The sequence below is a fragment of the Streptomyces colwelliae genome (assembly GCF_048158785.1).
GTDB lineage: Bacteria > Actinomycetota > Actinomycetes > Streptomycetales > Streptomycetaceae > Streptomyces.
Genome location: NZ_JBLTJC010000104.1, coordinates 19,857 through 30,868, shown reverse-complemented (window position 1 = coordinate 30,868; position 11,012 = coordinate 19,857). Strand labels below are relative to the sequence as shown.

Sequence of the window (11,012 nt, the reverse complement as noted above, 5' to 3'; positions counted from 1 at the left end):
GGCGCGGAGAGGCCGGGCTCGGGGCGGAGCCCTGCAAGCACCCTACGGAGCGGGCCCGGGGACAGGGGGCGACGCACGGCGGGCTCTCAGCGGCCAGCGGGTGGGGAGTATCGATGATGGTCGGTCACGTGCCCAGCCTGCCCCCAACCGGCCATGATCGTCAGGGCCTTGGGGAGGACGGGTCCTTCGAGATCGGGCACACGCGCGTAGGACCCCCGTCGGGCACACGCGCGTGACGCACGCTTTCGCTACCTGCTCGGTGGATAGCCGTCGTGCGCCGCGAGATCCTCATCGATCTTCGTGGCGGCCTCGTCGAGGGTGGCCTTGACCGGCGCCCGATTGAAGACGATCTTCGCGAAGGCCCGGGAGAAGGCGTCGGTGATCGCCGGGTAGGCGGGCGTCTGCGGCCTGGGGCGGGCCACTCCGTCCCGGAGCTGCTCGATGAAGAGGTGCTCGGGGCCGCCGGGCGCGTACTGCGGCGAGAGCTTGATCGCGCTCCCGGTCGCCGGGATCGCCCCGTTGGCCACGGTCATCCGGTGCACCTGGGCGGGCTTGAGCAGGAAGGACAGGAACCGCCAGACGGCGTCACCGTCCGCGTTGCCCGCCGGGACGCCCCACTGGAAGGAGCCCATGCCGGTGACAGTGCCCTGGCCGAAGTCGGGCAGCGGGACGATCGTGACATCCCCGGGGAAGGCCTTGTTGAATTCCGGATAGGTCCAGTGGCCGCACCAGGAGATCGCGCTACGGCCGCTGACGAACGCCTTGTCGTCCTTGACCATGTCGATGAGCCCCGCCCTGGCCCAGTTCTGCATGTCGGTGAGCGCCTTGACCGAACCGGGGCCGTTCACATAGCCGTTGGCGGTGCGGAAGGTCTTCGGCTCGATCAGGTCGCCGCCCGCCGACCAGACCGCGGGCGCGAAGCCGTAGGTGTTCCATTCCTGGCCCGGCTGCGAGTAGACGAGCCGCAGGTCAAGGGGGGCCTTGTAGCCCTGGGTACGCAACTTGCGCAGGATGCCCGTCAGTTCAGTGGCCGTCCAGGCGTCCTCGGGGCCGGTCGGGACGCGTATCCCGGCCTTCTTCATGACGGACTTGCGCACATACAGGCCCATGCCCGAGTCGAAGGTGCCGATGCCCCACAACCTGCCCGCGTAGGTGCCCTGTTGACGGATCGTCGGCAGCAGGTCGGCGCGGACGCTCGCGGGCACACAGGAGTCGATCGGCCGGAGCTTGCCCGACCAGGCGTAGCTGTAGAGGTTGGGCCCGTCGAAGTCGAGGAGGTCGGGCAGGTCGCCGCTGGCCGCCGCCGACAGCACCAGGTCGGTGTAGACACGGTTCTCCGGGAGGGTGACCAGCTCGACGCGCACCTGCTTCTGCGCCTTGTTGAACTCCTTCACCTGGTTCCGCAGCGTGGTGAGCTCGCCGCTCGGGCCGGCGTGGAACCACACCGTGATGTGCGCGGTGCCGTCGATCTTCCCGTCGCAGGTGGTGTCCTTCGGGGACGCGCCCGCCCCCTTGGCGTCGCTCCCGCCGCCGTCGCACGCGGCCAGCAGGAGGGCCGCGCACACCACCCAGGGGACCAGGGTTCCCCGGGCCCGACGGATCCCGCGGATGCCGGGCCACGCGCGCGTGGCGCTCGTTCCGTTCATGGCACACCCCCCACTCGACCGGACGACGTGGTCTCCCCAGGGCGCCGTCATGCTACCGCCCGTCGCGCCTCCATCGCCGTGCGTGCACGAGAACCTCCGTTCACGGCACGGGACTTCAGCACTTTCCGGCTAGCTGGAAGGCGCTGCCGACCACCGGTTGGCAAGCTGGGCACATGTCGCTGCGCTGTCTCCTCGTCGATGACAGCGCCCGGTTCCTGGAGGCGGCTCGCGCCCTGCTGGAACGTGGCGGGGTGGAAGTCGTCGGCATCGCCTCGACGGGCGCGGACGCCGTCTCCCAGGCCCGGGAGACGGCCCCCGACGTCGTCCTGGTCGACCTCGACCTCGACGGCGAGAACGGCTTCGACGTCGCGCGCCGCCTGGTGGGCGACGTACCGGCGGTGATCCTCATCTCGACCCACTCCCGGGAGGACTTCCAGGAACTCATCGCCGCCAGCCCCGCACACGGCTTCCTCCACAAGTCGGCCCTGTCCGCACGGGCAATCAGGGACGTGCTGGGCGGCGACGGGCCGCCCGCACCGCGGTGAGAGCACCCACCGCGACCGGGCCAAGTCACATATGCCTGATGGGCGACAGGTGTTGTCGGGACTTGGTCAACACGCTTCAATGCGGGGGAACTCGGGGCGTGAACGAGGGCGTACGGATGTGAAGACCTTTCTCCGGCGCCGACGGGGACCCCGAGGCAACTCGCGTGAACGGCCTGACCAGCCGTTGTGAACATTCACAGAAAGGGCCCCTGCATGCCGCACGCCACACAGCAGGCGGACGTCGCCACAGCGGAACTGGACTCGGCCCTGCGCGGCGGCCCCTTCCACGTCGCGCTGCGCGCCGCCATCGCCGCCCGCGGACTGCCGCTGCAACGCGTCCAGCACCACCTGACGCGCTACGGGGTCAAGGTCGGCGTCACCAGCCTGAGTTACTGGCAGCAGGGCGCCCGCCGCCCGCAGCGCCCCGAGTCGCTGCGCGCCGTACGGGCGCTGGAGGAGATCCTCCAACTCCCGGAGGAGTCCCTGATCCGGCTGCTCGCCGAGGCCGAGGAACGCGCCGTGGCGCAGCGTCCGGCGGCCCGCTCGTACCGCTCCTTCGTCGAGGCCTCCGGCGTCCTGGAACAGCTGCTGGCCGAACTGGAGTCCACGCTCGACAGCGGCCTGCACACCCTGGGGCACCACGAGCGCGTACGCATCGGGCCGCACCGCGAGCTGGTCGGCCGCGAGTCGCACCACATCGTCCGCGCCCACCGGGACGGCATCGACCGCTTCATAGCCGTCCACTACGGCGACCCGGGCTGCGCCCCGGACCGTATGACCGTGCACGCCCTGGAGAACTGCCGCACCGGCCGCGTCCGCCGCCACCACGAGACCGGCATGCTGGTCGCCGAGCTCCTCTTCGGCACGCGTCTGCGCTCCGGAGATACGTTCCTCTTCCGCTACGGCGTCGAGGACGGCACCGCCGGCGTCTCCCGCGAGTACGTCCGTGACTTCGGTATCGCGGGCGGCCAGTACGCGCTCCAGGTGCGCTTCGACGAGAACGCGCTGCCGGTGCGCTGCCACCGCTTCACCCAGCACTCGGCGGCGGCCCCGCGCAGCGGCCGCCAGGAGCTGCGCCTGACCGGAGGGCACCACTCGGTGCACCTCGTGGAGCCGCGGATGCGGTCGGGGATCGTGGGGATCGGCTGGGACTGGGAGTGAGCCGCCGGGGCCCGGACGTCCTGAGGATCAGGCGGCGGGCCCCGCGACGATCTTCCCGTTCTCGGCCGTCACCTTCAGCTCGTGCAAGGGCTCGGTGGCCGGGGACTGCACCACCTTGCCGGTCATCGCGTCGAACTGGCTGCCGTGGCACGGGCAGATGAGGGTCGTACCGTCCAACTTGTTGATGGGGCACTGCGCGTGCGTGCAGATCGTGCTGTACGCCTTGAGGGTGCCGTTCGCCGCCCGGCTGACGACCACGTTCTGATCGCGGTACAGCTTGGCGCTCCCCTTGGCGACCTCGCTCTCCGCGCCGAGCTCCACGGGCGCGGTCGGGGTCGCGGCGGCCCCTGAGCCACCGCCCGAGCAGGCGGCGAGGCCGAGCCCGGCGACGGGCGTGAGGGCCGCTCCGCGCAGGACGGTACGACGGCTCGGGGCGGGGCGGCCGGGCATGGGGGTCTCCAGTTGTTCGCGCTGTTCAGGCTGTTCGGAGCTCGGTCCAGAGATCGGTCCAGAGATCGGTCAAGGGCGACGATACCCGCGCGGTTCCGCCCGCTTTGAGGTGGGTTCACCGGCCGGGCGCTCACCGTACGTAAACGTTTGCGCAAGCGTTTACGTCGGGCGCCGGATGGGATACGTTCCCGTCCAGAAGGCCCAGCGCACGCACCTCGGGGAGGGGGACCCGCGATGGCCACCATGGTCGACGTCGCACGGAGCGCCGGTGTGTCCGTCGCGACCGTCTCGCACGTCCTGAACGACACCCGTCCGGTGCTGCCCGGCACCCGGCAGGCCGTACTGACCGCGATCGAGGAACTCGGCTACACCCCCAACACCCTCGCCCGCTCGCTGGTCACGTCCCGCACCCGCTCCATCGGCCTCGCGGTGTCGGCGATCAGCAACCCGTACTTCACGGAGATCCTCCAGGGCGTCGAGGCCGGCGCGCTGGAACAGGGCTACAGCCTGCTCATCGCCGATCCGCACGACGACCCGGAGCACGAGCGCAAGGTCGTCCAACTCCTGCACGAGCGCCGGGTGGACGGCATGATCGTCGCCCCGTCGGCGGCCCCGGACGCCCTGGTCGCCTACCTCGGCCGGCACTCCGTACCGACGGTGTTCCTGGACCGGGTGGTCGAGGCGTCCTCGGACGACGCGCCCCCCGTCGACCAGGTGTGCGCCGAGAACGTCGAACCGACGGCCCACCTCGTCACCCACCTCGCCGGACTCGGCCACCGCCGCATCGGCCTCGTCGCGGGCCTGCCGGGGCTCAGCACCACCCGCGAGCGGATCACCGGATACCGTCACGGCCTCGCCGCCGCCGGACTCCCTTACGACGAGCGGCTGTTGACGCACGGCGACTCCGAGTCGGCCGCCGCCGAGCGGGCCACCGAGGAGTTGCTGTCCCGCGCCGCCCCGCCCACGGCCCTGCTCACCGCCAACAACGCGATGACCATCGGTGCCCTGCGCGCCCTGCGCGAGCGCGGTCTGTCCGTCCCCGGCGACCTCGCGCTGTGCTGCTTCGACGACTTCGCCTGGGCCGACCTGTTCGAGCCCCGGCTCACCGCGATCGCCCAGCCCAGCAAGGAGATCGGCGCCCAGGCCGTACGGCTGCTGCTGGACCGGCTCGCCGAGCCGGACCGGCCCGCCCGCGTCCTGCGCCTGCCCTGCGCCTTCGTCCACCGCACCTCCTGTGGCTGCCCTGACCAGCCCGAAAAGTCCAAGGAAGGAACCGCCTCGTGATCGTCGTAGCCGGTGAGGCCCTGATCGACCTGGTGCCGCAGGGCACGGGAGCCCTCGCCGCCCTGAAGCCGGCGCTCGGCGGCGGCCCGTACAACACCGCCGTCGCCCTCGGCCGCCTCGGCTCCCCCACCGCCTTCTGCTCCCGCGTCTCCCACGACGCGTTCGGCGAGTCCCTGCTCGCCGGGCTGCGGCAGGCCGACGTGGATGTCCTGGACGTGCAGCGCGGCCCGGAGCCGACCACCCTCGCGGTCGCCACGCTCGACGCGCACGGCTCGGCCACGTACTCCTTCTACGTCGACGGCACCGCCGACCGGCTCTTCGCGGTGCCCGCGGCGCTGCCCGCCGAGACCGAGGCGGTGTCCTTCGGCACCTGTTCGCTCGTCCTGGAGCCGGGCGCGAGTGCCTACGAGGAGCTGATGCGGACCGCGTTCGCGCAGGGCGTGTTCACTCTGCTCGATCCGAACATCCGGGCGGGCCTGATCCCCGACGCGGACGCCTACCGGGCGCGTTTCAAGAGCTGGCTGCCGTACGTGTCGCTCCTCAAGCTGTCCGAGGAGGACGCGCTGTGGCTGGGCGGCACCCCGCGCGAGTGGCTGGACGCCGGTCCCTCGGCCGTCGTGATCACTCAGGGCGGCGACGGCCTCGCCGCGTTCACCCAGGACGGCACGGTGTACCCGGTGCCGGGCGAGAAGGTCGACGTCGTGGACACGATCGGCGCCGGCGACACCGTCAACGCGGCGTTGCTGCACGGCCTGTCCAGGCGGAACGCGCTGTCCGCGGAAGGGATGGCCGTCCTGGGCCGCGACGGCTGGACCCAGCTGCTGCGGTTCGCGGCGCGGGCGGCGGCGATCACGTGCTCACGGGCGGGGGCTGAACCGCCGTACGCCTCTGAACTGGGCGGTCTGTAGCGGGTGTTGAGCGGTGGCGGGCTGTGCTCGCCACCAAGTGCGGCGCCCCGCGGGGAAGTTCCCGCGGGGCGCCGCACTCGTGTTCCTGCTGTGTGCCGGTCAGGCCTTGCGGGCTCGCGTCGCCTTCTTCGCGGGCGTGGCCTTCTTGGCGGCGGTGTTCGTCTGCTTCGCCGCCGTCTTCGTCGCGACCGTCCTGGCGGCCGTCTTCTTGGCGGCCGTCTTGCGCGGGGCTTTCACCGGGGCCCCGTCGCTGATCCGGTCGGCGTCGAGGATCTCGCGCAGGAACTTGCCGGTGTGGCTGGCTCCTACGGCGGCGACCTGCTCCGGGGTGCCCTCGGCGATGACGAGACCGCCGCCCGCGCCGCCTTCGGGGCCCATGTCGACGACCCAGTCGGCGACCTTGATCACGTCGAGGTTGTGCTCAATGACGATGACCGTGTTGCCCTTGTCGACCAGGCCGCCCAGCACCGTGAGGAGCTTGCTGATGTCCTCGAAGTGCAGGCCGGTGGTCGGCTCGTCCAGGACGTAGACCGTACGGCCGGTGGAGCGGCGCTGGAGCTCGCTGGCGAGCTTGACGCGCTGGGCCTCACCGCCGGACAGGGTGGTCGCGGACTGGCCGAGCCGGACGTAGCCGAGGCCGACGTCCTTGAGGGTGTTGAGGTGGCGGGCGATCCCGGGGACCGCCTCGAAGAACTCGGTGGCCTCCTCGATCGGCATGTTCAGGACGTCGGCGATGGACTTGCCCTTGTAGTGGACGTCCAGCGTCTCCCGGTTGTACCGGGCGCCGTGGCACACCTCGCACGGGACGTACACGTCCGGCAGGAAGTTCATCTCGATCTTGATGGTGCCGTCGCCCGCGCAGTTCTCGCAGCGGCCGCCCTTGACGTTGAAGGAGAAGCGGCCGGGCAGATAGCCCCGCACCTTCGCCTCGGTCGTCTCCGCGAACAGCTTGCGGACGTGGTCGAAGACCCCGGTGTACGTCGCCGGGTTGGACCGGGGGGTGCGGCCGATGGGCGACTGGTCGACGTGCACGACCTTGTCGACGAGGTCGTCGCCGTCCACGCGCGTGTGCCGTCCCGGCACGTTCCTCGCGCCGTTCAACTCGCGGGCCAGGTGCGTGTACAGGATGTCGTTGACCAGGGTCGACTTGCCGGAGCCGGAGACGCCGGTGACCGCGGTGAACACGCCCAGGGGGAACGAGACGTCGATGTCCTGGAGGTTGTTCTCCCGGGCGCCGTGCACCGTGAGCCGGCGGGAGGGGTCGAGCGGGCGCCGGATGTCGGGCAGCGGGATGGCCCTCTTGCCGGACAGGTACTGACCGGTCATCGACTCGTCGTTGGCGAGCAACTCCTTCAGGGAGCCGCTGTGCACGACCTTGCCGCCGTGCTCTCCCGCGCCGGGGCCGATGTCGACGATCCAGTCGGCGACCTTGATGGTGTCCTCGTCGTGCTCGACGACGATGAGCGTGTTGCCCATGTCGCGCAGCCGGACCAGAGTCTCGATCAGCCGGTGGTTGTCGCGCTGGTGCAGGCCGATGGACGGCTCGTCGAGGACGTACAGGACGCCTACGAGGCCGGAGCCGATCTGGGTGGCCAGGCGGATGCGCTGGGCCTCGCCGCCGGAGAGCGTGCCGGCCGCGCGGTTCAGCGAGAGGTAGTCGAGGCCGACGTCGACCAGGAACCGCAGCCGTTCGTTGCACTCCTTCAGCACGCGCTCGGCGATCTTCTTGTCGCGGGCGTCGAGCTTCATCCCGCCCAGGAACTCCGCGCAGTCGCTGATGGACATCCCGGAGATCTCGGCGATCGACTTGTCCATGATCGTGACCGCGAGGACGACCGGCTTCAGGCGCGTGCCGTGACAGGTCGGGCAGGGCACCTCGCGCATATAGCCCTCGAAGCGCTCCCTGCTGGCGTCGCTCTCCGCCTCGCCGTGCCGCCGCTTGACGAAGGGGACGGCGCCTTCGAAGGGCGTCGTGTAGACACGCTCGCGGCCGTACCTGTTCCGGTACCGGACCTCGATCTGCGTCTTGTGGCCGTACAGCAGGGCCTTCTTGGCGCGCTGCGGGAGGCCCGCGAAGGGGATGTCGGTGCGGAAGCCCAGCGCGTCCGCGAGGGCGCCGATGAGGCGGCTGAAGTAGTCCTTGGTGTGGCCGTGCGACCAGGGGTGGATGGCGCCCTCGTCCAGGGACTTGTCCTCGTCCGGGACGATCAGCTCAGCGTCGACCTCCATGCGCGTGCCGATGCCCGAGCACTCGGGGCAGGCACCGAAGGGCGAGTTGAAGGAGAAGGAGCGGGGTTCCAGCTCCTCGAAGGACAGGTCGTCGTACGGGCAGTACAGGTGCTCCGAGAACATGCGCTCGCGCTCGGGGTCGTCCTCGGGGAGGTCGACGAAGTCGAGCACGACCATGCCGCCGGACAGCCCGAGGGCGGTCTCCACGGAGTCGGTGAGACGGCGCTTGGCGGAGTCCTTCACCGTGAGGCGGTCGATGACCACCTCGATGGTGTGCTTCTCCTGCTTCTTCAGGACGGGCGGCTCGGAGAGCTGGATGGTCTCGCCGTCCACGCGCGCGCGGCTGTAGCCCTTGGTCTGGAGGTCCGCGAACAGGTCGACGAACTCGCCCTTGCGCTCGCGCACCAGCGGCGACAGGACCTGGAAGCGGCTTCCCTCGGGCAGCGCCAGAACCTTGTCGACGACGGCCTGCGGCGACTGGCGCGAGATGGGCCGGCCGCACTCGGGGCAGTGCGGCTTGCCGATGCGCGCGAAGAGCAGACGCAGGTAGTCGTAGACCTCGGTGATGGTGCCGACGGTCGAGCGCGGGTTGCGCGAGGTCGACTTCTGGTCGATGGAGACGGCCGGGGAGAGACCCTCGATGAAGTCGACGTCCGGCTTGTCCATCTGGCCGAGGAACTGGCGGGCGTACGAGGAGAGCGATTCCACGTAGCGCCGCTGGCCCTCGGCGAAGATCGTGTCGAAGGCCAGGGAGGACTTGCCCGACCCGGACAGGCCCGTGAAAACGATGAGCGAGTCGCGTGGAAGGTCGAGCGAGACATTCTTCAGATTGTGCTCGCGCGCGCCACGGACGATGAGACGGTCGGCCACGCCGGTCCGCACCTTTCTTGAGAGAAGTGACAGGGGCGGGGCCCCCGTCGTTCTCAGACTAGGGGGAGCCACTGACAACGCCGGTCGGAATCCCGGCCGAGGCATAACAACCTCCGGCCTTCCAGCATGCCCGACGCCGCACCCGACGATATAGCACGTGCATTCGATTTACGGCACTGCTTCACCACCTTCACCCAAAGGTGTGGCGGGACTAGGGTCAGCAGCATGATTGATCACGCTCATGACCTGGCCTCTGTACGTGATGCGACCGAACGACTGCTCACCGGAGCCACCGCCCTGGACAACGCCTCGGCCGCCGCGCCGTCACGGCTCCCCGGCTGGAGCCGCAATCACGTCCTCGCCCATATCGCCCGCAACGCGGACGCCCTCGTGAACGTCCTGGAGGGGCGCCTCATGTACGCCACGGCGAGCGTCCGTGACGCCGACATCGAGCGCGACGCCCCTCGCCCCCTCGCCGTCCAGCTCGCCGACGTACGGGAGAGCGCGGCCGGCTTCCAGGCGTCGGGCGCCGCTCCGGCGGACTGGTCACGCCGCGTGGAGCTGCGCAACGGCGTCGTCGACACCGCCTCCCGGGTGCCCTTCCGGCGCTGGGTCGAGGTCGAGCTGCACCACGTGGACCTGGGGATCGGGTACGAACTGGAGGATCTGCCGGAGGAGTTCACCCAGCGGGAGATCGCCTTCCTGGTCGAGCGGTTCGACGGGCACCCGGATGTACCGCCGACCCACCTCACCGACGGCACGCACGCGTGGAGCACGGGCCGGTCCGCGGAGAAGCCCGAAATCACCGTGACCGGCGGCCCGGCGGATCTCCTCGGCTGGCTCTGCGGACGCCGTGACGGGTCCGGACTGACGGTGGACGGCGGCGCCTTGCCGTCGCTGCCCCCGCTATAAGGTGACCGCCATGACGTACAGCGGCGAGGTGACGGTCGGTGGACCGGCGGATGTGCACGAGCTCACGGACCTGATGATCACCAAGATCGCGGTCGGGCCCATGAACAACAACGCCTATCTGCTGCGCTGCCGGGCAACGGACGAGCAGCTGCTGATCGACGCGGCCAACGACGCGGAGACCCTGCTCGGCACGATCGGCGACGACGGCATCGCGTCCGTCGTCACCACCCACCAGCACGGCGACCACTGGCAGGCACTCGCCGAGGTCGTGACGGCCACGCGCGCGCGTACGTACGCGGGCCGCGAGGACGCCGACGGCATCCCCGTACCGACCGACGTCCTGGTCGGCGACGGCGACACGATCCGCGTGGGGCAGGTCGAACTGACCGCGCGTCACCTCGTGGGCCACACGCCGGGCTCGATCGCGCTCGTCTACGACGACCCGCACGGGCATCCTCATGTGTTCACCGGGGACTGCCTGTTCCCGGGCGGCGTGGGCAACACCTGGAAGGACCCCGAGGCCTTCGCCAGCCTGATCCACGACGTCGAGACGAAGATCTTCGGCACGCTCCCGGACGAGACGTGGGTCTACCCGGGCCATGGCAACGACACGACGCTCGGTGCGGAGCGCCCGCACCTGCCGGAGTGGCACGCGCGCGGGTGGTGAGAGTCCGGCCCTCGGCCTGCGGGGCGCGCGCCCGGCGTGAACAACTCCACGAGCGCCCCGCGCAACCCCCGCGTACACGCCCCGTGTGAATCCTTCGCACGCGCCGGTGTCCCACGCGCGCTCCCGGCACGCGTGGTTGCGCGGTCAACTGGAAGCAGCCCCGCTCAGGACGACGGCTCCTGCGCGGATGGGCCGCCGGTCCATCGTTCCCCGCCCTCGACCGGCGGCCCCGGCGAGCGGGCCGGAATCGGCACCCCACAGGTGCTGTTCACAAGAGCGCAACAAGTGTTCCCACTATGCGGACATTCGGGGCTGTGACCTGGACAATCAGGACGTCCGA

Annotated in this window: 9 protein-coding genes; 6 read left to right on the top strand and 3 right to left on the bottom strand. The window is 70.4% G+C overall.

What is annotated here, in order from left to right; all coding sequences use genetic code 11:
• Window positions 1-248 precede the first annotated feature (248 nt).
• A complete protein-coding gene (locus ACNFOC_RS22475; RefSeq protein WP_416960892.1) occupies window positions 249-1,646 on the bottom strand; it encodes an ABC transporter substrate-binding protein in 1,398 nt (465 codons plus the stop codon).
• Window positions 1,647-1,819: 173 nt separating this feature from the next.
• On the opposite strand from ACNFOC_RS22475, the gene ACNFOC_RS22470 reads away from it, so the two are divergent.
• The gene (locus ACNFOC_RS22470; protein ID WP_416960891.1) at window positions 1,820-2,191 is read left to right on the top strand and encodes a response regulator; all 372 of its coding nucleotides are present in this window, start codon (window positions 1,820-1,822) and stop codon (window positions 2,189-2,191) included.
• Window positions 2,192-2,404: 213 nt separating this feature from the next.
• Window positions 2,405-3,352, top strand: coding sequence for a hypothetical protein (locus ACNFOC_RS22465; protein WP_416960890.1), 948 nt, complete (start codon window positions 2,405-2,407; stop codon window positions 3,350-3,352).
• A gap of 27 nt (window positions 3,353-3,379) precedes the next feature.
• On the opposite strand, the gene ACNFOC_RS22460 is transcribed toward ACNFOC_RS22465, so the two are convergent.
• Complete coding sequence (locus ACNFOC_RS22460) at window positions 3,380-3,802, bottom strand: Rieske (2Fe-2S) protein (RefSeq protein WP_266877251.1); 423 nt, start codon at window positions 3,800-3,802, stop codon at window positions 3,380-3,382.
• Between the two features lie 234 nt (window positions 3,803-4,036).
• Here ACNFOC_RS22460 and ACNFOC_RS22455 point away from each other — a divergent pair, with 234 nt between their 5' ends.
• Both ACNFOC_RS22455 and ACNFOC_RS22450 read left to right on the top strand, forming a co-directional pair.
• On the top strand, window positions 4,037-5,086 hold the full coding sequence (locus ACNFOC_RS22455) for a LacI family DNA-binding transcriptional regulator (protein WP_416960889.1): 1,050 nt from the start codon (window positions 4,037-4,039) through the stop codon (window positions 5,084-5,086).
• The gene (locus ACNFOC_RS22450) at window positions 5,083-5,994 is read left to right on the top strand and encodes a carbohydrate kinase family protein (protein WP_416960888.1); all 912 of its coding nucleotides are present in this window, start codon (window positions 5,083-5,085) and stop codon (window positions 5,992-5,994) included. The genes ACNFOC_RS22455 and ACNFOC_RS22450 overlap by 4 nt, the downstream gene beginning before the upstream one ends.
• Before the next feature lie 99 nt (window positions 5,995-6,093).
• Here the strand turns inward: ACNFOC_RS22450 and uvrA are convergent, their stop codons facing one another.
• Window positions 6,094-9,093, bottom strand: a complete 3,000-nt coding sequence (uvrA, locus tag ACNFOC_RS22445) for an excinuclease ABC subunit UvrA (RefSeq protein ID WP_416960887.1) — start codon at window positions 9,091-9,093, stop codon at window positions 6,094-6,096.
• A gap of 225 nt (window positions 9,094-9,318) precedes the next feature.
• Here uvrA and ACNFOC_RS22440 point away from each other — a divergent pair, with 225 nt between their 5' ends.
• Entirely contained in the window at window positions 9,319-10,005 is a 687-nt protein-coding gene (locus ACNFOC_RS22440) for a maleylpyruvate isomerase family mycothiol-dependent enzyme (RefSeq protein ID WP_416960885.1), read from the top strand.
• Between the two features lie 10 nt (window positions 10,006-10,015).
• Complete coding sequence (locus ACNFOC_RS22435) at window positions 10,016-10,672, top strand: MBL fold metallo-hydrolase (RefSeq protein WP_416960884.1); 657 nt, start codon at window positions 10,016-10,018, stop codon at window positions 10,670-10,672.
• Window positions 10,673-11,012: the final 340 nt, after the last annotated feature.

What these genes read in the sequence shown, in the direction of transcription:
- ACNFOC_RS22465 (WP_416960890.1), top strand. Translation starts at nt 2,405, where the DNA reads ATGCCGCACGCCACACAGCAGGCGGACGTCGCCACAGCGGAACTGGAC.
- ACNFOC_RS22470 (WP_416960891.1), top strand. Translation starts at nt 1,820, where the DNA reads ATGTCGCTGCGCTGTCTCCTCGTCGATGACAGCGCCCGGTTCCTGGAG.
- ACNFOC_RS22460 (WP_266877251.1), bottom strand. Translation starts at nt 3,802, where the DNA reads ATGCCCGGCCGCCCCGCCCCGAGCCGTCGTACCGTCCTGCGCGGAGCG.
- ACNFOC_RS22440 (WP_416960885.1), top strand. Translation starts at nt 9,319, where the DNA reads ATGATTGATCACGCTCATGACCTGGCCTCTGTACGTGATGCGACCGAA.
- ACNFOC_RS22435 (WP_416960884.1), top strand. Translation starts at nt 10,016, where the DNA reads ATGACGTACAGCGGCGAGGTGACGGTCGGTGGACCGGCGGATGTGCAC.
- ACNFOC_RS22475 (WP_416960892.1), bottom strand. Translation starts at nt 1,646, where the DNA reads ATGAACGGAACGAGCGCCACGCGCGCGTGGCCCGGCATCCGCGGGATC.
- ACNFOC_RS22455 (WP_416960889.1), top strand. Translation starts at nt 4,037, where the DNA reads ATGGCCACCATGGTCGACGTCGCACGGAGCGCCGGTGTGTCCGTCGCG.